The 21,524-nt window shown below is 52.4% G+C and carries 22 protein-coding genes; 8 read left to right on the forward strand and 14 right to left on the reverse strand.

Annotation, left to right across the window (positions count from 1 at the left end):
• The first annotated feature begins 116 nt into the window (after window positions 1-116).
• Window positions 117-407 carry a type II toxin-antitoxin system PrlF family antitoxin gene (locus tag VY732_RS30105; protein WP_442968579.1) on the forward strand — a complete coding sequence of 97 codons (291 nt, stop codon included), beginning with the start codon at window positions 117-119 and terminating at the stop codon, window positions 405-407.
• 186 nt (window positions 408-593) lie between these two features.
• Window positions 594-824 carry an AbrB/MazE/SpoVT family DNA-binding domain-containing protein gene (locus VY732_RS25780; protein ID WP_331692496.1) on the forward strand — a complete coding sequence of 77 codons (231 nt, stop codon included), beginning with the start codon at window positions 594-596 and terminating at the stop codon, window positions 822-824.
• Window positions 825-1,059: 235 nt separating this feature from the next.
• Here VY732_RS25780 and VY732_RS25785 read toward each other — a convergent pair whose 3' ends face one another.
• From VY732_RS25785 to VY732_RS25805, 5 genes are all read right to left on the reverse strand, one after another.
• Window positions 1,060-1,680, reverse strand: coding sequence for a LysE family translocator (locus VY732_RS25785; RefSeq protein ID WP_331692498.1), 621 nt, complete (start codon window positions 1,678-1,680; stop codon window positions 1,060-1,062).
• Window positions 1,681-1,891: 211 nt separating this feature from the next.
• Window positions 1,892-3,109 carry a diaminopropionate ammonia-lyase gene (locus VY732_RS25790; protein WP_331692499.1) on the reverse strand — a complete coding sequence of 406 codons (1,218 nt, stop codon included), beginning with the start codon at window positions 3,107-3,109 and terminating at the stop codon, window positions 1,892-1,894.
• 189 nt (window positions 3,110-3,298) lie between these two features.
• On the reverse strand, window positions 3,299-4,306 hold the full coding sequence (locus VY732_RS25795) for a bile acid:sodium symporter family protein (RefSeq protein WP_331692500.1): 1,008 nt from the start codon (window positions 4,304-4,306) through the stop codon (window positions 3,299-3,301).
• 65 nt (window positions 4,307-4,371) lie between these two features.
• Window positions 4,372-5,784: a M20 family metallopeptidase gene (locus tag VY732_RS25800; protein WP_331692501.1), complete on the reverse strand. Its 1,413-nt coding sequence runs from the start codon at window positions 5,782-5,784 to the stop codon at window positions 4,372-4,374.
• A 54-nt stretch (window positions 5,785-5,838) separates the two neighbouring features.
• On the reverse strand, window positions 5,839-7,122 hold the full coding sequence (locus VY732_RS25805) for an HAAAP family serine/threonine permease (RefSeq protein ID WP_204280835.1): 1,284 nt from the start codon (window positions 7,120-7,122) through the stop codon (window positions 5,839-5,841).
• 333 nt (window positions 7,123-7,455) lie between these two features.
• On the opposite strand from VY732_RS25805, the gene ggt reads away from it, so the two are divergent.
• A complete protein-coding gene (gene ggt, locus VY732_RS25810) occupies window positions 7,456-9,042 on the forward strand; it encodes a gamma-glutamyltransferase (protein ID WP_331692503.1) in 1,587 nt (528 codons plus the stop codon).
• Between the two features lie 38 nt (window positions 9,043-9,080).
• On the opposite strand, the gene VY732_RS25815 is transcribed toward ggt, so the two are convergent.
• Window positions 9,081-9,545 carry an Lrp/AsnC family transcriptional regulator gene (locus tag VY732_RS25815; RefSeq protein WP_225137403.1) on the reverse strand — a complete coding sequence of 155 codons (465 nt, stop codon included), beginning with the start codon at window positions 9,543-9,545 and terminating at the stop codon, window positions 9,081-9,083.
• Between the two features lie 707 nt (window positions 9,546-10,252).
• Between VY732_RS25815 and VY732_RS25820 the strand changes: the two genes are divergently transcribed.
• Window positions 10,253-11,179 carry a DUF4238 domain-containing protein gene (locus VY732_RS25820; protein WP_331692505.1) on the forward strand — a complete coding sequence of 309 codons (927 nt, stop codon included), beginning with the start codon at window positions 10,253-10,255 and terminating at the stop codon, window positions 11,177-11,179.
• 171 nt (window positions 11,180-11,350) lie between these two features.
• On the opposite strand, the gene VY732_RS25825 is transcribed toward VY732_RS25820, so the two are convergent.
• Both VY732_RS25825 and VY732_RS25830 read right to left on the reverse strand, forming a co-directional pair.
• Window positions 11,351-12,055 carry a hypothetical protein gene (locus VY732_RS25825; protein ID WP_225137399.1) on the reverse strand — a complete coding sequence of 235 codons (705 nt, stop codon included), beginning with the start codon at window positions 12,053-12,055 and terminating at the stop codon, window positions 11,351-11,353.
• A gap of 213 nt (window positions 12,056-12,268) precedes the next feature.
• Window positions 12,269-12,637: a histone-like nucleoid-structuring protein, MvaT/MvaU family gene (locus tag VY732_RS25830; RefSeq protein ID WP_225137397.1), complete on the reverse strand. Its 369-nt coding sequence runs from the start codon at window positions 12,635-12,637 to the stop codon at window positions 12,269-12,271.
• A gap of 84 nt (window positions 12,638-12,721) precedes the next feature.
• On the opposite strand from VY732_RS25830, the gene VY732_RS25835 reads away from it, so the two are divergent.
• The 3 genes from VY732_RS25835 (at window position 12,722) to VY732_RS25845 (ending at window position 15,170) form a co-directional block, all read left to right on the forward strand.
• On the forward strand, window positions 12,722-13,729 hold the full coding sequence (locus VY732_RS25835) for a PIN domain-containing protein (protein WP_331692507.1): 1,008 nt from the start codon (window positions 12,722-12,724) through the stop codon (window positions 13,727-13,729).
• A gap of 373 nt (window positions 13,730-14,102) precedes the next feature.
• Window positions 14,103-14,744, forward strand: a complete 642-nt coding sequence (locus tag VY732_RS25840; RefSeq protein ID WP_225137393.1) for a hypothetical protein — start codon at window positions 14,103-14,105, stop codon at window positions 14,742-14,744.
• A 126-nt stretch (window positions 14,745-14,870) separates the two neighbouring features.
• Window positions 14,871-15,170 (forward strand): hypothetical protein, encoded by a 300-nt coding sequence (locus tag VY732_RS25845; RefSeq protein ID WP_331692508.1) that lies wholly within the window; start codon window positions 14,871-14,873, stop codon window positions 15,168-15,170.
• A 124-nt stretch (window positions 15,171-15,294) separates the two neighbouring features.
• Here VY732_RS25845 and VY732_RS30110 read toward each other — a convergent pair whose 3' ends face one another.
• The 4 genes from VY732_RS30110 to VY732_RS25860 form a co-directional block, all read right to left on the reverse strand.
• Window positions 15,295-15,480 carry a type II toxin-antitoxin system prevent-host-death family antitoxin gene (locus tag VY732_RS30110; protein ID WP_442968552.1) on the reverse strand — a complete coding sequence of 62 codons (186 nt, stop codon included), beginning with the start codon at window positions 15,478-15,480 and terminating at the stop codon, window positions 15,295-15,297.
• Window positions 15,481-15,521: 41 nt separating this feature from the next.
• Complete coding sequence (locus tag VY732_RS25850) at window positions 15,522-15,878, reverse strand: hypothetical protein (protein ID WP_331692510.1); 357 nt, start codon at window positions 15,876-15,878, stop codon at window positions 15,522-15,524.
• A gap of 51 nt (window positions 15,879-15,929) precedes the next feature.
• Window positions 15,930-16,334, reverse strand: coding sequence for a DUF6957 family protein (locus VY732_RS25855; RefSeq protein WP_331692512.1), 405 nt, complete (start codon window positions 16,332-16,334; stop codon window positions 15,930-15,932).
• 67 nt (window positions 16,335-16,401) lie between these two features.
• The gene (locus tag VY732_RS25860; protein ID WP_331692513.1) at window positions 16,402-17,130 is read right to left on the reverse strand and encodes a metallophosphoesterase family protein; all 729 of its coding nucleotides are present in this window, start codon (window positions 17,128-17,130) and stop codon (window positions 16,402-16,404) included.
• 720 nt (window positions 17,131-17,850) lie between these two features.
• Here VY732_RS25860 and VY732_RS25865 point away from each other — a divergent pair.
• Complete coding sequence (locus VY732_RS25865) at window positions 17,851-18,363, forward strand: helix-turn-helix domain-containing protein (RefSeq protein WP_331692514.1); 513 nt, start codon at window positions 17,851-17,853, stop codon at window positions 18,361-18,363.
• Between the two features lie 109 nt (window positions 18,364-18,472).
• Here VY732_RS25865 and hrpB read toward each other — a convergent pair whose 3' ends face one another.
• Window positions 18,473-20,995 carry an ATP-dependent helicase HrpB gene (gene hrpB / locus VY732_RS25870; RefSeq protein WP_331692515.1) on the reverse strand — a complete coding sequence of 841 codons (2,523 nt, stop codon included), beginning with the start codon at window positions 20,993-20,995 and terminating at the stop codon, window positions 18,473-18,475.
• 96 nt (window positions 20,996-21,091) lie between these two features.
• Entirely contained in the window at window positions 21,092-21,523 is a 432-nt protein-coding gene (locus tag VY732_RS25875) for a hypothetical protein (RefSeq protein ID WP_331692516.1), read from the reverse strand.
• Window position 21,524 lies beyond the last annotated feature (1 nt).

Raw genomic sequence — 21,524 nt, forward strand, 5'->3', positions numbered from 1 at the left:
CTTCTTTCGAAATCCACACTCGGCGCATGAGAAGCGCTTCAAGCGCGGATAATGTCAGTTCCATGAACGACTCAAATCCTGCTTCATCCGTATCCACGATCCTTTCTCGCAGTGAGATGGATGGCACAGACACCACAAAGAATGATTGGGGGCTTTGCGAAGTTCTGACATTGTTAGAGGACGACATCCTGAGTACCCCTGGGAAGCTGATCGCCCTCGATTCAACTCTCCTGGCTCGCCTCAATTCTTTGATCGGCGGTATCGATGTTGACATCAACTCTCCGCTCTCAGCAGATGATGAATGCTCTGGCGCAATGGACGGCGCCTGCAGACAGTCGATCAACCGTGCGTTAGGTGCCGCTCGGCGCGCGTCTTCTATGGCGCCCTCTACTGCGTCGGGAACGTAGCATCCATCATCAAGTAGATGCTCGGCTGATCACGTCAGCCCCTAATCGCGAGCCGGAGGACGGGGGTGCTCCTAGCCTTAGGCTGGATCATTATCCGGATCTGTAAAACGTGCCACGGTGGATCTACAGGCATCGAACGACTCACAGAATCAGAACCAATGGAGACCACATGTGAGAAAGCCCCCTATGAAAATCGTCATCGAAGAATGGGATGGTGACGGTGCGATTCGAATTCCGGATGAGGCGTTGCAGGAGCTGGAGCTTGATGTTGGTGACTCGCTGTATTTGATAGTGGAATTTGTCGGCAATACGCGATGCCTAGTTCTATCAAAAAAGCCTCATGTCGCGGATCGAACAGACGAGTTCACTGAAGCTTGGGATAGCGCAAAGCCAACCGAACATTGCGCCAGACCGTAGTAGATCAAAAAGAGCTGTACCAGTAGGGGGGGCGCGAATCACAAGGTCAATCGAGGTGGACTTTCAAATGGCTACGGCCAAGAAACGAGATGGTGGATATACGCTGGAGGTGTCCAAGGAGTATCTAGTTAAAGCGTTCTTTGATTGATTTTATAGGTAGGCAGAGCGTGATGGTTTGTCTCGCCAGGCATGACCTAAACAGGGAGAGAAATATGCAAGCAGGGAGATGCCGATCTCAATGCTTACTGAAAGCCAGCCGAGTGGCAAACAGAACAAAGACCATGCCAGTGGTGCGATCCATCCATTCGATCACTATTTCACGCCGTAAAATGCCAGCTAGTGGTTGAGTGGCGCCAATCAACATTGATAACCACAGTAAACCGAGCATCACGTGGATGCTGACCAAGCCAAACGTCCAGGCAATCAAGGAGTGCCCTTGGGGAATAAACTGAGGAAGAAAGGAGACATAGAAAACGCCAACCTTGGGATTAAGGACATTTCCCATCATTCCCTTAAGAAACCAGTTTGCATTTGGCTTTCCGTCGGTTTCAGCGGGCGACAGTGAGGTACGTGGACGCAAAAGCATATTCAAACCAAGCCAAGCTAGATAAGCGGTGCCACAGTATTTCAAGAGATTGAATGCCAGCTCAGAGACTGCAATCAACGCACCCAGACCAAAGGCGACGGCGGCTCCCCACAAGAGACAGCCAACATTGATACCCAGCACAGCTCGGAATGCCTGTTGTTTACCTTCCACTGTTGCGGTTCTCAAGACCAATGCGGTATCGAGGCCTGGCGTCAGTGTCAGCAGAGTGGCGGCAAAGGTAAACGTTAAAAGATTTTCGGCGATGGACATGGGATTTAGAAGCTGCTCCTAACTAATTAATCGATCTGGCCGGCTTTGATGGGGCGTTGATAATTCATCAAGTGATGAACTGTGAAAGTGAAGCTAGAGCAGCACCTCCGTTTCGATCATTCGCGGCAGCAGTAGGTATCGAAGCAAAACGGAGAAGCCGGACTTCGTCTCGTGGATGACGTTGTCCGACCTCACCGGCAAACTTTGACGATCAGGCCGCGACTGCAGACCAGCCTTTTTGGCGGGCTGCCACAACCTCAGCAGATTGACCTACTAGCTCTTCGTAGACTTTCGGAGCAGTAGCACCTTCGGTGCTGATCAGCAGGACACGCGAGTTTGCATCGATGCCCAGATCTGCCGCCAGGCTGCTGCACTGGGCAACGCGCTTGAGGGCCGACAAACCAGCAACTGCGGATTCGCCAGCGACTACAGGAATGTCGGAGCCGTTTTCAACGGCGAGGCGGCGCATGGAAGCAACAGCTTCGTCGTCGGTGATGGTCATGAAGAAGTCGACGCTCGGCTGCAGGAACTTCCATGCCAGAGGCGAGGTTTCACCGCATGCCAGGCCAGCCATGACAGAGTCGACGGAGCCGGTCGCTTTTGCCGCTTTACCTTCCAGCGCACTCTGGTAGAGGCAATCGGCTTGTTCGGGCTCAACCACTACGAAGATCGGGCGCTTGCTGCCGTAGAACTCCCAAAAGTAGCTCGCGATACCTGCTGCCAAGCCACCTACGCCGCCTTGCAACAATACGTGAGTGAACTCTTCGCCTGGCGCGAGCGAGTCGATGATTTCAGAAGCAATGGTGCCGTAGCCTTGCATGACGTCACGCGGGATCACCTCATAGCCTTCGTAGGAGGTGTCGGAAACCACGATCCAGTTATTTTCCGCAGCGAGAGCTGCCGCGCGCTCAACGGATTCGTCGTAGTTACCGGTGATGCGAACGATCTCGGCACCATACGCCGCGATTGCATCTTCACGCTCCACGCTCACGTTAGCATGCAGAACGATGACGCAACGGCAGCCGATATCTTTTGCTGCAGCCGCCAGGCCTTTACCGTGATTGCCGTCAGTGGCACTGATCACTACGAAACTCGCCAAGTCTTGCTTGTATTCACCCGCCAGCAGGCGGTGAGGATCAAAGTTCGACTCAGGGAAGGTGCGCAGAACCAGGCGCACCAAAGCGATGGGAGCGCCAAGGGCCTTGAAGCTGCCCAGCTCAGAACGAACGGATTCGTCTTTAATCTTAAGGTCTTTCACGCCGAGCTCACGAGCGAGGCCAGGCAGGCTGTAAAGAGGGGTGCCTTCGCTGTTGATTTTGTCCCAGGATGAGAGCCAAGCCCGGCTTTCGGCAGCTTTCTGAATGCTCATGATCTCGCGCAGTTCTTGGGGATAAGCCTGGCGACTTGCGTTCTTGTTGGCAGTAAACATTGTATCTCCTTGGTGATATTGTGCATCACGACTTCGGTAAACGCTTTTTCAGCGCATCTTTACGGGCTGCATCGCATTGAAGTGACGGAAGAAATGTTAGATCTCGTACTGATCAATTACGGCGCGTTTATTGCGCCACTACCGAGACAAACATGCGTTTCTTCTATTGCCAGCGGGTAGATCATGCGGCTACGTAACTTCTTTGGAAGCCAACCCAGAATCCGCCTCTATAGCTCGAGTCGAATAGCGTTGGGCGAGCACAGCGCACACCATGAGTTGGATTTGATGGAAGAGCATTACCGGCAAAATGATCATCCCGATGCTGCTGGCCGAGAACAGCACCTGAGCCATGGGTACGCCGGTAGCCAGGCTCTTCTTTGAGCCGCAGAACAAGATGGTGATCCGATCCTCCTGGTTGAACCCGAGGTGTTTACCGAGCACTGCGGTCAGAACCAGCGCTATGGCGAGGATCACGATACAAACAGCAATCAATGTTCCGAGAGATACCGCTGGGACTTGATGCCAAATACCCCCGATCACCGCACTGCTAAACGCCGTGTAGACCACCAGGAGAATGGAGCTCTGATCGAGGTACTTGAGAGTGCCCTTGTGCTTATCCACCCAAGTGCCGATCCAGCGTCTTGCAATTTGCCCCGCAACAAAAGGAAGGAGCAGCTGAATGGTGATTTTTTCAATTGCGTCGAGAGTCGAACTCCCACCATCAAAGCTGCCCGAACTCATGATCAACGCAATAATGATGGGAGTAAGGAAGATCCCGAAAAGGCTCGAAGCAGCAGCACTACAAATCGCTGCTGGTACGTTCCCACGGGCCAGGGACACGAACGCAATTGAGGACTGGACTGTTGAAGGGAGTGCGCACAGGTACAAGATGCCCATGTACAGTTCCTCGCCAATCACGGGTGAGAGAGCTGGCCGAAGGGCTAGGCCTACCAGAGGGAACAGGATGAACGTGGCACTGAACACCGTGAGGTGCAGTTTCCAATGCCCAGCGCCAGCGAGCACCGCTTGCTGGGACAACTTGGCCCCGTGCATGAAAAAGAGCAGCGCAATTGAAATATTGGTCAACCAGGAGAAGGCGACAGCTACCTCTCCAAAGCACGGAAGCAGGGAAGCAACCGCGACTGTGGCCAAAAGGGAGATTGTGAAATTGTCTGGCAACCATTTTGGCCTAGCCATAAAAGCCTCTCATCATTTTCGTTACAACAACCCCGCAGAGCCCATGTTCTGCGGGGCTCACCGCGTTACTTGTTGCGTTGGCTGACGACCTGCTGGGCCTCTTCGCCCAAGTCCCACCAAATGCCCGCCATAATTGCCATGGACTCGCGTGCTACCGAGCCGAGAAAGTGCTCGTTCGGAGCGTGCTGAGAGCAAGCTGGATAGGAGTGAGGAATCCAAATGGTTGGGAGACCCAACGTCTCGGCGAAGATGTAGTTGGGAGTGGTGCCGCCAAAGTTCGGCAACAGAGCCGGCTTCTTGCCCGAGGTGACGCCGACCGATTTGACCGCCCACTGTGCCCAGGCATCGTCTGGATCCAGGCGAGTAGCTGGCAGACCCTCAGTGACCTTGACCCGCACGCAATGCAGACCGCGTGAATTGAGGTGGTTGCGCAGGTGCCTTTCCAGATTGCGCCAATCTGAACCGACGACGAAGCGGAAATCGCAAACGGCTTTGGCAGTTGCCGGAATCGCGTTCACTGGAGAATCCGCATTGGCACACTTGAACGCGAGAACTTCGATTGTGTTCCAAGCGAGGACACGCTCTGCTGCTGTCAGGCCAGGCTGACCCCAGCTATGGTCGATCTCAGGAGCATCGTCGTCCTGGCCCAGCACCACGTCGGCAAGAGCGGCAGACACATTGTCAGGAATCGGTGGTGGAAGAAGCGCTTCGACTTGAATGCGTCCGTTCTGGTCTACCAGGCTGGCCATGGCGTGCGCCAGGATAGTCGCAGGGTTCGAGAGAACACCACCCCAGTTTCCAGAGTGATGAGCGGAATCACGAAGGGTCACTTCCAGATCGAAAAGGATACCGCCTCGGGAGCCCAAGAACAGAGTTGGTCGCTCCGCTGAAACACGAGGGCCGTCCGACGCGATGAACACATCGGCAGCTAGGGCTTCTTTTTCAATCTCGCATACCGCATTCAGGCCTGGGGAGTCGATCTCTTCGCCCGATTCGAACAGCACCTTCACGTTGTAGCCCAGCTTGCCTTTACGAGCTTCAAGTACCGTCTGCAGAGCGGCCAGGTTGATGGCGTGCTGTCCTTTGTTGTCAGCGATCCCGCGACCGTACCAGCGGTCTCCGACGACAGTTACTTTCCATGGGCTGAGACCTTCATCCCACTGATCGTCGTACCCTCTGACCACGTCAGCGTGACCATAAGTGAGAATCGTCGGCAGAGACGGGTCTTCGATGCGCTCGCCAATCAACAGAGGTGCAGTGGCGCTGATCGGGTTGTCTACCAGGCGAGTGTTGAACCCCATCTCATGCAATGCCGGCGCGATTTCCTTTGTAAGGTAATCGATCTGAGCTTGTACTTGATGCGGCTCCTGGCTTTCGGTCTTGTAGGAAACCAGTCGATCAATGGTCTTCAACAGCGTGCCCGAGTCGACAATATCAACTGCTTTTTCTACTACTGCTTGGCGTTGGTTTGTGCTCATGTTTCTACTCCAAGTTCCAAACGCCATGGGCGTCCGACGGTCTATCAAAGAGAACTATCTAAAGGCGATCGCGAAGCCGTTGATCAGGCACACCATCCCCACGGCTATCGAGAACCAGTTGGCGAACCCACCGCGATACCTCTTCAGGCATGGCACCTTTGCGAATGCGTATTGCGGCAGGAAGTAAACAATGAAGACACTGATCGGAACCATCACGACCTGGATAAGGTTCAAAACATTCCAGTTGAGGATTGCAGGTACGCAGGTCACTACAAAGATGAGTACTGAAAGGATCCGCTGCAGACCTTTGCCATGCACGACTTCTGGCTTGCAGCCAAGACAGGAAGTGGCGAATCCTTTGGCGCTTTCCTTGGTAGCAAGAAAGTGCGCCAAAAACGACTTGATAGTTGCGGTAAATACGATTAGCTGCGAAGCGCTTGCCAACCATGGGTTATCGAATTTTCGAGCTAGGTAGGAAAGCGCCGTAAGATTGTTTGCTTTCGCTTCCGCCAGCTCAGCGGGCGAGAGAGCGAAGATGCAACTCCAGGAGAAAAAGACAACAGTCACAATGATCATCAGGACGGCAATCAACATGACCTGTCTGACCTTAGCGGTTGCCTGATCACCGTAGGCCCTTTTCTGCGCTACAACGAAGCTCGATACCACTGAAGTGAAGCTGAACGCGTAGATAACCATCGGTAGCGACGACCACACGGATTTCGCAATACCAGCTGCCCCGCCGAAGTCGGTAGCTGTCTCCATGAAGGACAGATTCCAGCTTGGGATGGCCATGAATCCAAAGAACACAAGAGAGATGATGAATGGGAAAACGATCGCTCCCATCACCTTCACAATGAATGTGGTATTTCCTTGAACCAGCAGTACCAGAGCAAGGGTTGCCAGTGGTGCAACGACGTATCGAGGCATGACGCCCAGATGTAGCTGAGAGTCGACAAAGTCGATGATCGTATTGGTGACCGTGATCGTGTACACCATCATCGCCGGAAATACGGTGATGAAATACAGCATGGTCAACCATTTGGCCCAGCCAAGACCCAGGTGCTCCTCAACGGCATCAACGATATTGCCTTCGCGGCCATTCGTTGTACTGGCTGATTGAATGAATCTGGCAAATGCTCGGTACGTGTAATACGTTACGGGAAAGGCCAAGGCTGTCAGGATCAACATCGACCAGAAGCCAGAAAGCCCTAGGCTTATAGGCCAAAAAAGGCTGCCGCTACTGACTGCACATCCATAAATCGCAAGCACCCATAGCGAGTCTTGCTTGTTCCACTTACTTGCGACCACTGGACGGTCATACGCTATCGCCGCATCCATTATCTCTCTCCGTTATTTTTGTACGAGTACGGTCAAACCACGGCGGATACCAATGGTTTGGAATGGGCAGAAACAAAGCCTTAACCGTTTCCACAGAAGGCATACCTACATGAGGGAGTCGCTCATCATCTTGTTATTTGGCGGTGGCCAGAGACTTGCTGTTCGACCTCGCAGCCATCCTAACCATGGTGATGCAGGCAATCGTTGCTAATTGGCCCCTCAGAACGCACCGATGTTGCGTTGAGTCCCGGATAAGCTGCTCGCGTTGGCCATGCTGCATTAGTGCGGCGAAAGCCTTATTTACCCTCAAGGTGCCCTTGTCCAGGAGTCAGCATGCGAAATTTCGAGCAACCCGGTCGCTCTGAAGCGATGAGCACAAAAACAATGGTCGCAACCTCGCACGGACTCGCGACGGCAGCTGCGTTGGATATTTTGCGGCAAGGAGGTAACGCGATTGACGCGGCTATTACCGCTGCTGCAATGCTTGCCGTAGTCGAGCCAACCCAGACCGGGATTGGTGGTGACTGCTTCGCGCTGTTCAAGAAAATTGGAGAGCCTGTATGTGCTCTGAATGGCTCGGGATGGGCGCCGAAAGCCGCCAACGTTGATTACTACAAGCGCAAGCAAATATCCGAAATCGATCCGTCAACGCCAGATGCAGTGACTGTCCCAGGTGCGGTGGCAGCCTGGGAGCGACTCTCACGAGATCATGGCCGCTTGAGCTTTGCGAAGTTGCTTGAGCCGGCTATACAGGCAGCAGAGTTCGGTTATCCCGTGACGGAGCGACTAGCTTATGACTGGCACCGTAACTCTTGGAAGCGTGATCGCTGCCCCAACTTTGCCGAAGTCTTTTTCCCTGGCGGGATGGCCCCTGCTGCAGGCGCTATCCATTGTCAGCCCAAGTTGGCCAAGACGCTTCAGTCTATCGCGCAAGATGGAGCTGCTGTGTTCTACGAAGGTTGGGTCGCAAAGGATCTGTTGGACAGTTTGAACGCACGCGGTGGTTTGCATACCTCAGAAGATTTTTCTGATTATCAGCCAGAGTATGTTGATCCCATATGCGCGAGCTACAGAGGATACGAGGTCTGGGAATGTCCACCGAGCGGACAGGGGGTCATCGCGCTTGCGATCCTCAAAATATTAGAGCAGTTCAACCTCGGAGAAATGGATCCGTTTGGGGTAGAACGTCTGCACATCCAGGCCGAAGCATCACGGTTGGCCTATGCCGAGCGTGACCTATTCCTTTGCGATCCCAAGTTCGGAAGCTGCCCCGTGGAGCTGTTACTTTCAAATGAGCGTGCGGAAGAGCTCGCTTCTCGGATCATGCTTGATCGCCGGCTGGATGACGTCACCCCACAGCCTCACCCCGCTCATAATGATACCGTTTATATCTCGGTGGTTGACGAAGACGGGCTTGCCGTTTCCTTGATTAACTCGATCTTCGATGATTTTGGCAGTGCCGTTTTGGCCCCAAAGTCTGGGGTACTCCTTCATAATCGGGGCTCTAGTTTCGTCATCGATGAGTCGCATCCTAATCGGATTGAAGGGCGTAAGCGTCCGATGCACACGATCATCCCTGCTCTAGTGACCCAAAATAATGAAGTGGTGCTGAGTTTTGGCGTTACGGGCGCTCACTTCCAGCCTCTGGGCCAAGTCCAAGTCTTCACCAATCTAGTTGACTATGGGATGAGCGTCCAAGAAGCCATCGATCATCCCCGGATGTTCGCTCGCGATGACAGCTTTGAGCTAGAAGGAGCATATTCTGAACAGACCTTGCAAGGATTGAGGTTATTAGGACATAACGCTCGCCGCGCAACTGCGCCACTAGGTACAGCTCAAGCAGTTTGGATAAATCCGGACACAGGGGTTCGAAGGGGCGGTGCAGATCCTCGCCGCGATGGTGTAGCTCTAGGATATTGACCTACTATCTCGTGCCCCGTGGAGGGGCACAGTTAATGTCACGCTTCGTCAACGTTGACTTTAAGAGTTCTTTTATTGATCTGCATGACCACATAAGTTTTGAACTGCTTTATATTGCCAAAGAAGAATAGATCTCTGGTTATTTGTTCATATTCGGCCATATCTCTTACGTTAATTACCAACAAGAAATCAAAATCGCCTGTCACATAGTAGACTTGCTGAACTTCAGAATGGCTTGTGAAACGCTTCTTAATTTCGTCAAGTAAGTCCAAGCGTTCATTCTCAAGCTTGACTTCAACGACCACCGTGATAGGACGACCGACTGCAACGGGATCTACAATGCTAACATTGAGCTTTATAACCCCAGCGGCTTCAAGGGCAGCTATGCGTCGATTTACAGCTGATGGGGATAGGTTAACTTTCTCAGCCAACTCTCTCTGGGACAGCTTGTTGTTATCCTGGAGGATGTTGAGCAGTTTACGGTCGTAGGAATCAAGCTGCATCGTAAAATCCTTGTGCTTAATAGGTTATCAATGTACCACAAAGACAGCTATCAATGTGACGAGGCGGGCGCGCTTTACAAAGCGAAAGCGGATATTTCCCTACATCAATCGAAAACCGCCTTCGGTGGAACCATACCATTTGGCGCTTGCTCACACTAACGATCGCGTAAAGTCTGTGCTAGAGAGAGTTAGTCACGATTACATCTAAGTACGGGTTCAATATGATTCGTTTGATCTCTATACGAGCCGTAGCGAAGCTCTTCTCCAGCAGGCTGAGAAGTTGAGACCGAGGTCAGACGGTATGGCGTTGGGAATTGGTGGTTGCGCACCCTCAGCCATCGAGACGGTTGCCCCTCCAACATGCAAGCCTCGCTCGGTTACCAGCTGAGCATCCAAGATCCCGGCGTTACCAAAATACGATGTGGTTTCGGAAAATGGTGCCAGCGAGAGACACCTTGCACACTCCCGAATCACGATTCCAGTACGACAGGAAATGCCAACCAGCCGTAGACACGTCCGGACGTGAGAAATTCATTGCGGCTTTAGCGGTGATGTAGTGCTCACACGTAACCCGAGGCAGGGCGAGATCGAACAGGGGGCTGATTCATCCCGGCCACGTAACACCAGGCTCCAGGCTCCAGGCTAGGCAACGCGGTTTGACTCCAAACAGGGCCGCAGACAAGATGCCTCCAGAACAAGGAGCGAAGATGAACATCAAGCGTGGCAATCACTACATCTGGGCGCATTACATTCGCGGTTGGTCGCACAACAAAAGAGACGTCTTTCATAGAACAAAGAAGGGCAACATTCAAGCCGTGAGCACGAAGGGGCTCGGTCGTGAATATGAGTTCTACAAATTAACCCCACTAGATAACATTGACGTGGAGTTTCTCGAATACTGGATCAGCCTGTGTACTCCAGCAACACGCCCCCTTCATTATGGCTTTCTGAAAAGGATGATCATCTACTCATGCCTTCTAGGTGTGCTTGACCCTATTAAAGATAAAGCCAAGCGCGATGAAATCACCTTCAACACAATCGAAGATATACATACAACAATTGAAAACGATGTTAGACCCACTATTGACGCATTAAGGGCTGGCAATTTCGCAGCGTTGCACGAAGATGTTGCGCTCAACAACCTGATCAGTTATATGGGGCACCAGTTCGCTCGGACAAAAATCTTCCGCAACATCGTAGATTCATCAGCTCGCTCAGATAATGAGGTGATCAACAACCTGATCAAAAAGAATAACTGGTTTATGGCCATTCTTGTAGGAGTCAATATGGGCTACAGCACGGCCATGTACTACCATTCGAAGAATGTGGTCTGGCTGACCAACAACACTGATACTCGATTTATTACAAGTGACAACCCAGTGATCAACGTTCATCCTTCAGTGCTCAACCGCAAACCTGACGGCGTACCACCTTTACATACGGATCTGTATTTCCCTATCTCGCCAACCCTTGCCTACATGGTCAACGACTCAGACTATTGGGGAAATAGGACAGTAGAAGCCACCAGTGAGATTGCTTCCGCTCTCAACAGGCAGATGTTGATCCGATGTGATGAGACCGTATTTGGAGATAGCATGGAGATTATAAAGCAGACCAAACTGCGGAAGGCATAAAGCCCTCCAGGGCTCTGGAGAGCCATTTGCACTCAAACTGACTTCATACTGCGAGCACGGCCTGTTCAGTCAGCAACAGCAGTGCCAGGCTTGTCCATCAGATCTAGTACCGCCATCATGAATGGACGCTCAGCCAGGCTCGACTAAGCCTTGAATATCTTATTTATACTATTAGCCACGGTATGGCTTCGGCCATGTGATCTTAATAGTGCTGCCTGAAACGACGGTACCAGCGGTACTCATCCCAGACGTCTCGGGGGTGATTTCCTCCAATTTAACCCCACTTTCCACAAGCGCAGCCGTCAGGTCGTTAAGATACTTTGTGAGCTCAGTGTTGGCTTTCAAAGCCTTGCTCAGATCGGTTTTATCCTTCTGATCGCCCGCCTGAATGTTCTTCAGCTGCGTGTTCAAGCTCTTGTTTTCATCATTTTTCTGCTCAAAAAGCCCTTTGATCCTTTGAAGCTCTCGCTCCAGGTCTTTAACCTTTTTGGGATCTTCAGCAGGTTTGCTGGGTTTTTTGGTGAGCTGTTTTACTTGCGCCAGCGCCTCATCACGCTCAGTAATGGCTTCATCCAGACTCTCTTCGAGATCCACCAAGGACTCATTGGCCTTTTTCAGGTCAGACTTCAATCCCTTCAGCTTTGCCTTGAGTTTTTTGGTGGCTTCCGAAACCCTGCGTTTGACGGTTTCATCAATGCCTTCCAGCAGCGCCTTGAACTGCTTCGGGAGAAACTCAAAGAGAGTGGTTCTGTTGTTATTCCCGTTCAAGCGGGTCTTGGTCACCGCATGGAAATCAAGGCCTTTAAGGCTCGGAGGGAGCTCTTTCGGATTTTGTTTGTAGTAGCCTTTCGGGTAACGCGTGTCTTGATTGCTCATCATGAATCCTTCATGGGCAAGGGGTGATTACCAGCTTGCCAACCTCATTCAGTCGTCGCGTTCTGTCTCTCGGTATCGGTAGTGCCGGCGTTGCCTGGCAGATCCTGCGGCGAACTCTCTTGTTGCATCCGCGCAGCCCTGACACATAGAGCCAGTTACCTCCTGACACCAAAAAGGCCCCGCTGGGCCCTCATTGTTTGTACTCAAACAGTCTTACTTAGCCAACCAAGATTCCACGGTGTCGGAACCGTACTCAGCTTTCCAGTCTTTCAGAGTTTTGTGGTTGCCGCCTTTCGTCTCGACGACTTCGCCCGAGTGCGGGTTTTTGTAGATTTTGACCTGACGCGGCTTGCGCGTGCCAGTCTTGGATTCGGTGGCAGCAGGAGCACGGCGAGAGGCTTGTGGGTCAAGGATGGCGATGATGTTGCGCAGGCTGTAGCCGTACTCGCCCAACAGGTTGCGAAGCTTCTGCTCGAATTCGATTTCGCGCTTCAGACCGTCATCATTTTTTAGGGTTTCGAGCTCAGCCAGTTGAGCGGCGAGCTGCTGCTCAAGGGCACGGAATTCTGCGAGACGAGACATTTGACGCTCCTGTATGTTGATAGGCCATTATCCGGTGATGGCCAAGGCCAAGTCTAGCAATCGGCCAACTCAAAGGGAGCTTCAATGCATTTAGTAATGCTCGATACGTGCGTCTGGCTAGATATGTCATCACAAAAGGCCGAGCTTCCTATGCTTACCGCCTTGGAGCACTTAGTCCAGAATGACGCAATCAAGATCTTGCTGCCCGACTTGGTACGCATAGAGTATGAGCGAAACAAGGACAGGGTTATCGAAGCCACACGTAAGCGCCTCGCTAACGAGTTCCGGGTCGTGAAAGGTGTGATTGAGTCATTCGGTGGTGATGGGAAAGAAGCTGCGCTCGACACCCTGGATGACGTGAATCAAAGGTTGCCAATCCTCTCTGAAGCGACTCAAGTGACGGTGAACCGTGTTCTGAAGCTGTTCGAGAACGCCATTGAATTTCAGATTTCAGATGCCTCGAAGATCAGAGCTGCAGAGCGAGCAATCGCCAAGCGGGCTCCTTTCCACAAACAGAAGAATAGCGTTGCTGATGCAGTGCTGGTTGAGGCCTTCCAAGAGTTCCGGACACAACACGCGGATGAATACGAGAGCTTCCGTTTTGTCACCCACAATGTCACCGACTTTTCTGCAAAAGATCACCGAAAACCACACGATGATTTTGCAGAAATCTTTGATGACAAAACCTCGCAGTTCTTCAACTCGACCAGCCCCGCCATCGAGGACTTACTAGACCTCGAAGAATTCCATTATGAGTACAGCTTTGCCTGGGAGGACGAGACTCGTGGTCTCCAGGAAATAATGTCAGCCATGGACGAGCTGTTCGACAAGGTCTGGTACAACCGACACATGAACATGATGTACCACATCGAGGAAGGGGAAACAGAAATCGTCCCGGCAGGCACACCACGCTACGGCAATGGTGTGATCCACGAAGATATCTTGATCAGGGCTAAGGCTGCAGCTCAACGCGTTAGAGAAAAATACGAAGATACCGGGCCTTGGAGCGATTTCGAATGGGGCATGCTTAACGGAAAGCTCTCCGCATTGCGGTGGGTACTGGGTGATGAATGGGACATGCTCGACACCTGAGAAAAACGAGGGGTTGTGACATCCTCTATCAACCCCAGCATTCCCGAGAAGTTCAAGCATTCCCCTTCTGTTTTGATGACGCCGCGATGCTTCGATGTCCTTTGAAGTAAAAAATTATGGCTCAGCAATAATTATGGTTGAGCCATAATTTCAAATAATCCAGTTCTGCCGCTTCCCCACCGATGGTGAAACTCGAATCACCTGCAGCGCACCGTCCAAAGCTGATGGGGCTGCGTCGTGATGCGCCTCTATGGTGACAAAACAAACCTAGAGGCCAAGGCCTTGAAAAGCTCTGCAAGCATCCGCGCGTCTAGCAACGCATGGCGTGGAAGATCACATAGCTCTACCTGTATTTGTTAGGAGAGATGCTGTCGTGCAACCACCTTCTTGGCGATACGTTGGTACATCCGAATCCACACGGCTCGACGCGCTTACTCATCCGTTGCCGATCACAGAGCTAGCCGACGCCATACGATGTGAACTCAAGCTAAATTGCTTCCACCGTGAATCGCGCCAAGACGACGCAACGTTCAAGCGCGCCGTTTTCTGCGGAAGTGTAAGTCACGACATCTTTGATTGGTTCTTCAATGCTAGAACAGGGTATCGCGGTGCTTTTTTTGAATCACCGGACAATGGCGACCGGGTCAATCGCTGGCTTCTCGATCAACTTACTGCCTTTCTGTCTGACTGGGTCATAGCCCAAGAGCTCGATACTGATTGTCCATGGGTTTTGACGTCGCTCGCCAAACCATCAGCCAAAGTGTGGCTTGCAGAGAGTCCTGGCCTTTGTGATCAATGCACGGGAGAGTGGAACCCTTCCTACATTTCTGAACTTCAGATTGAGAATAGGCGCTGGGAACTACCCTCTCATGTCCATTCAGTTTGGGGGCGTCAGGCGCCGCGACTTTCTAAGATTCGCATCTTCGGCGGCTTCATTGACAGCCAGCAAAACGAGTGGCTGGCATCTCACAAAACTGAACGTGCTAAACAAATCTGGAAGCACGGGTGGAGCTGACGGTTAACCGCTATCTAGAAACAGTGATCAGCAAGGGAAGGACTACCAGTAAGCCAGCCAGCAGCAAGCGATTTAGTGTGCGCATGATAGCCTCCGGCACAGACGCAACTGTTGCGAGAGTCCGCTTTGAAAACACCTACCGCGCATGCCGATTTCAACACTCTGATCAATGCCCCGAAATTTTCCGACGGCCCCGTTGGGCATCGCCAGAAAAAGCGGTGGCAGCTCATTGCTGAAGACATCTTGAAAAGCACATCCAAAGAGGCGTTGCTTGAAGCAAGAGGCCGAGCCGAGAGCTACATTCATGGTCTTGTGGACGCGGGGCATTTGTCGACGAGAGATACCCACCGCGACTATCTTGTCTTGAGCATCGTGCACCGGCGGCGGGAATTTTTGCAGAAGCTGCTGAACGAATACGGTTACTAAGCCAAGGCGAGCTGTGTATCCATCTGACGGCAAAATGGGCATCACAGGATAGAGACAGATTGAAGCGCTCCGCATGGCTCGGAGCGCGCTGATTGAAACCGTAAGAGGCCATGACAAACGATTTTCAGAGGTCTGCCGGGGCACAAGAATTGAGCTTGTCCTGAATCGATTTCCACTCATCCATTGAGAGGAGCACCGCAGTCCGACCTTCACCCTCAATGAAAACCGGTTTGCGAGACGTGATCACCTGGTCGAGCAACTCGTCGAGATTAGCTATTGCCCGAGCAACTGACCATCTTTCATCTGCCATGACCCTATCTCCAAATCAGAAAGTGGATTTCTCACCATCATTTAGAAACTGTCGGCGGATTCGAGTAGTTTGAGAAAGCTCGCTCTGCCGAGGCCTCGCTTGAAGCTAGCAATGACGTAGTTACCGTCCTGAGTTTCGAGCAACCAAAACCGACCCTCTTTCCTCGCTGACTGAATTTTACCTGTGAGGAGAATGGAACCATCCAATCTGTGGTAAGCATCGTCATGCTTCGAATGGTCGAAGGACACCCCGAAGCATGTGTCATCTGCGATCATCGCGTCGCTGATGAAAGCGGTGATGGGTACGCTGTATTTTCGAAGACTTGCTCGCACCAAGCGACTCATCTGGAAGTCGCTCACATCCTTACTATGAAACTTCAATTCGATTACTTCAGCCATCCGGCCAACGCTCCAAAAAATGACTCAATACATATTTGCGGCGGTCATTGCTTAACCGGCTTTCATTGAAAAAGCGGCACCAATGCTAGCCTCTTTTCTCTGTCCTGCCCCTAGAAGGAGGTAGACCGTACTGTTGGTTTCAACCATGCAGCCTTCTGCGAAGGATTTTGCGAAGTTACTGCGTACCCACATGCCCGCCTGAAATCGATTTCGGCTATCGAAAACGACTTCATGCGCGTACAGAGTCGCGGGCAGTAGACCCAGTCCGATGAGCTTTTCTTTCTCATCCGAATTGACCGTGAGGTCGATCAGAATCCACTGCCGAACAACGCAGAATGCTTTGCCTGGGAATGACTTTGCTGCCAAAGAGATCAGGCATTCTTGAGAGCCTTCCCAGCCGGCAACCTCTTCCCCAGCCCCGTAAAAGAGCTGCGAGATTTCTTCCAACGTCACCATCAAAAACTCTCCATCTCATTACGTGTGACCTACCACGTAAGCTTTGCCAAATGACCAGTTGCTGGCATCAAAGCTCGATCAAAAAATCCGGATCGAATCCAGTCTGTTGATTTGGATATCCGCGAGGATTTGAAACCACACGACACCCATTCTTGAGGAAATCCGCTGAGACGTGGGTATGTCCGTAGACCCAAAGATCGGACTTGCCCACGAGCTCCGGCCAGTTATTGGCATAGGCAGCGACGAGATGTGTGAGTAGGTCATCTGACACATAATCCAACGCCGGTGGATGGTGCGTAACAACAACGGTCTTGCCATCAAATGGCTTATCCAGTTCCTGTGTGAGCCATGCATAGGCTGTTTTAGACTTAGCGATTAGGTCATCGGGACGAAGGCGTCGGTAACTCTCATCTGTTCTGATTACGGTGAAGTCGTTCATCCATTCCCAAGCGATGCGTTTCGCCGCAACGACGTCACCGGTCGACGAGTAATCCGTCCACGCTGTAGTGACCAAAAACCTGGTTTGGTTCAGGATCAAAACTTCATTTTCAAGGATGTGGACATGTGGCGCTGCGGCGTCCTTCATCTTGCGGAGCGTGTGATCGATGTGGCCACCGTAGTACTCGTGATTTCCGCAGACGTAGATCACAGGGCACTTAAATATGTCATTCGCCCATGAGACTCCACGCGATTTGATATCAATGTCGCCAGCGAGAATGACTACGTCTGCGTCGCTGGAAGGAGGGTTGAATCGCGAGAACTCGTTATGCAAATCTGAATAAATTCGCAGCTTCATAGCATTTGTCTCTATTGTCGCGGCAGTAGCTAATGAGCTCGCTCGCAGCTCCATTCCAGCCTAATGCGACAGCTGCTGCGTCGTGAAAAATTGAGTGGCGTCTTCTAGCGTGGCAGCCATGTATCCTCCTGGTCGTGGAGCTTCATTGCCTTGCGCTCGTGTAGATTCGGCCTACATCCGTTACGAATTCGTAGACCGGATTCTCTTCGGTACCGGCCTGGATGCGAATCTCGGATAGGGGCTCCATGGTGTATGAACCCTGATTGTTCTTTGCAGGCGACTGAATGAGATGGATCTTGCTTACGCTCAGGAAATTACCAGCCTCTGCAGCGCGCATCATTTGGATGGAGGTCACATCGGTGACGAGATGTGCAACCGGGCCTATGCATCCATCCTCCAATCCCATACCTTCGATCAGAAATGAGTATTCACAGCGACTAATGTCCACTGATCGCCAAAGCATCCGAATACTCTCCGGCGCTTTAAATTGGCCCTGCAGATCACTGTTATAAGTTACAAACACGGCAAAAAACCCAGTCCATGCCCTGCCAAGCCTTGGATCGGCTTAGCTCAAAGGCGATCCTCTCAATAAACGCTGCTCATACCGCTGGCAGCCAGATAGGGAAGCTGCTGAAGCGTCCGCAATTTGCGGGTCAGCGCGCCGCCCATTTAATGGACATGATAAGCAAGCAACCCACTAATAACAATAAATGATATTTGGTGGGCCGTCACAGCTGTGGCTCTATCCTTCCTTTTGAGAAACTGAACGTGAAGGAAGAGCTAGCCATCACCCTGCGCACCATCCGGCGACTGAAAGGATTAGGTTATGAAGCCCTTGCAGGGACTATCAGCCAGAGCAACCTGAGCTTGCTGGAACAAGGGAAAATCCAGGCAACGCTGCCGACCCTTGTCAAAGTGGCCGATACGCTCGGTATCAACCTTCTTACGCTCATGGCGTTGTGCTTGGCGATCCGTGACAAAGAGTCCCCCGAGTGCGAGTTGCAGAAGGCGCAAAAGGAGCTCCTTTGCTTCATAGAGTCGGGGGGGCTCAAAATCATGGAGGATCAGATGCAGGATGGCGCGTTGAAAAAGCGCGCTCGTGGCACACGAGCGAACGCCCAGAGCGTCAGTGCTGTGATTGACCTGAAAAAGCAGGGCAAGACCCAAGCGGAAGCTGCCCGTGAACTTGGGCTGCCCACATCTACGGTTCAGCGGTATTGGCAGAAAGACTGATCCTTAGGGCACAGACCTTCCATTTCGCTCCATCAACAGCCAACCGGTAAACGGAGCTCTCCTTTCGCAGGAGTTAAAATACAATGCCTATAAATTGCCTGAAGCTTAGCTATGTTCCTCTCGGTTTAGCTCGTGCGGTAGCTTCCGCGATCAAAGGGTCGTCAGGCCAAAAATGTTTGGGGTATCTGCCTTTAAGGTCTTTCTTGACCTCGTCATACGTCGACTTCCAGAAGTTTGCTAAGTCCTGGGTGACTTGCACAGGACGTCGCGCTGGCGATAACAAATGGAGCTTGAGTACCTGACGTCCATTGGCAATGCGCGGCGTGTCCGCAAGGCCAAACAACTCCTGGAGCCTCACAGCCAATACGGGAGGCCGCTCGCTGTAGTCGATTCGAATATTCGATCCGGAGGGCACAGAGATCGTCTGAGGCGCCTGCGTTTCGAGTTGCTGCGGCAAAGGCCAGGGCAAAAGGGTGCGCAGAATGGATGAAAGATCGATCTGCCCAAAGTGGCTGAGCCTGGTTACCTTCGTGATGTAGGGAGCAAGCCACTTCCCTAGAGATTCCAGAAGCACCTGGTCACGAAGATCTGGCCAATCACTTGTGCTCCCCTTCTCCAAATCCAGATCCCGCAAAAGCGCCACACGCGCTTGCCACTGGCGTAACTCTGGAGTCCAAGGTAAGAGCTCAATTCCCTTACGCCGGATGTAATTGATCAACGCCTGGACGCGAGCTTCTTCATCAAGGTTTGCCAGAGGCGCAGAGGAAAGAATCAACTCCCCGACTTTCAACTGCCGCTCCGCTCTAAGCACGCCTTCTCGCTCATCCCAATCCAGCTCATCCACCTGACGGACTTGCTCCTTCAAAACGGATTTGAACAGCCCCTCATCGAAGTCCGCCGCCAAATAAATACGCTCTTCACGCTGGCCTTGGCGACTACCTAGATCAGCGATCACCAACCATGAATGCTTCATCAGCACATCGCTTTCGGTAAACATGGCTGCACGGCCATTGGCGAGACGATACTCAGCACCACCAGGGCGACGTTGTTGAGCGACACGGTCGGGGTATGCCAGGGCCAATAGAGCTCCCACCCACCGAGGGTGCTCAGGATCAGTCACCGGATTGACAATGGGGCCGCGCAGATAAGAACGGTATTGCTTGGCAAGCTGCCTAGCACGTTGCGCACCGCCTTGCTCGGAACGCTCGGCACGCTGCTCTCCAGAGACGATTGCAAGGCGACTGTGGATATCCGCACCGGCGCCACGCTGGATATCACGCTCCCCCAGTAGAGCGGCGATATCGCATGCGAGATGTCCAAGGCCGAAAGCATGACCTCGCAGAAGCAGATGGGCTATGCGCGGATGCGCAGGCAATTCCGCCATATCTTGCCCATGCTTCGTGAGCTTCCAATCATGACTCAGAGCCCCCAAGCGAACTAGAAGGTCACAAGCCTGGGAGTAGGCAGCGGCAGGCGGAACATCCAACCATTTGAGATCAGTGGGCTGCACGCCCCATCTGGACAGCTGCAGAGCTAGTCCAGCAAGGTCGGCCTGCTGTACCTCTGGAGTACCATAGCCTGGCAGTTGATCATGCTGGATCTCTGACCACAGGCGATAACAAACACCAGGCTCGAGACGACCCGCTCGTCCCGCTCGTTGAGTCGCGCTCGCTTTCGATATCCGCTGTGTGTCCAATCTGGTCATCCCGCTGCGCGGGTCGAACCTAGGCACACGCTCGAGCCCCGAATCGATTACTACTCGAACACCTTCGATAGTCACGCTGGTCTCAGCGATGTTGGTAGCAAGGACAACCTTTCGCTTTCCTGCAGGAGGTGGATCAATCGCAGCTCGTTGTGCAGGTAGCTCGAGCTCTCCATGCAAAGGGCACAACAGAACGTCTTCTCGATCACCCAAGCGATCTTTCAGAGACTGATGCACTCGTCGTATTTCGGCCTGCCCAGGTAGAAACACCAAGAGACTTCCACCTTGGTCTTCCAGAGCATCCAAGCATGTCGAAACCACACGCTGATCAAGATAATCGCCTGATTGATAAGGAGCTCCCCAGATCGTCGTGACCGGGTACATACGGCCTTCACTGGTGACAATGGGGGCATCGTCGAGCAATCGAGAGAGCCGCTCACCTTCCAGCGTTGCGGACATCAGCAACACTTTAAGAGAGACATCGTCTCGTAGCATCTCGCGCCCATTAAGCGTCAGCGCCAAGGCCAAATCCGCATCAAGATTTCGGAGATGGAATTCATCGAAGATGACCAGGCCCACGCCTTCAAGTGACGGATCCTCCTGCAGCCTGCGGGCAAGAATCCCTTCGGTCACGACCTCGATACGAGTTTTCGGCCCTACCTTGCTCTCAAGCCGAATACGGTAGCCAACCGTCCCTCCGACTTTTTCGCCAAGCTCACTCGCCATACGTTCCGCAGCAGCGCGGGCAGCAAGACGTCGAGGCTCAAGCATCACGATGGTCTGCCCTTTAAGCCACTCTTCACCAAGAAGCGCTAGCGGCACTCGCGTGGTTTTACCGGCTCCGGGAGGCGCTTGTAGAACGACCTCATTGCGATCATTCAACGCGTCTAGAAGGGCCGGTAAGGCGGCATCGATTGGCAACGTACTCATGCTAACTCCGAACATTAGAACGCAAGTATACGGTGGTAAGTGAATACGCTGCATGGATTACCGGGTGTCGGGTGGATGCAGCGTCAATGACCTAACTTATGTGGTTTGGCGACGTTTAGATCCGGGCTTGATCTCACTCACATTGTTAAACTTCTTCACTTCGACTTCCAAGAATCGAACCCTTTCGACGAGTTGGACGTTCTGTGTCATGACCTGATAAAGCTGCTCTTGGACAATTTCAAGCTCGCTACGAGCCTTGTCCACCTTTTCATTTGCACGCTTAATCTGCTGCGCCTTAGAGGCACTCGCAGTTCCGAAACTGGTTCGGAAAGCCTCAATCTGCGCAATGAGCGGCTTATGAGTGGGCCGATTTTTCTTCAAATAGCCTCGATCAAAACCCGCTTCAAAGCTGACGATTCCTGCAGTGATCTTGGAAGGGTCTAGCCCCACATGAACCGCGAGGTTAGGTTTGCCCACTTTCAGACGCTCGAAAGCGTCCTCACAAGCTTTAATTCCACTACCTGCCATT

It is taken from the genome of Pseudomonas sp. ZY71 (assembly GCF_036542145.1).
Taxonomy (GTDB): Bacteria; Pseudomonadota; Gammaproteobacteria; order Pseudomonadales; family Pseudomonadaceae; genus Aquipseudomonas; species Aquipseudomonas koreensis_A.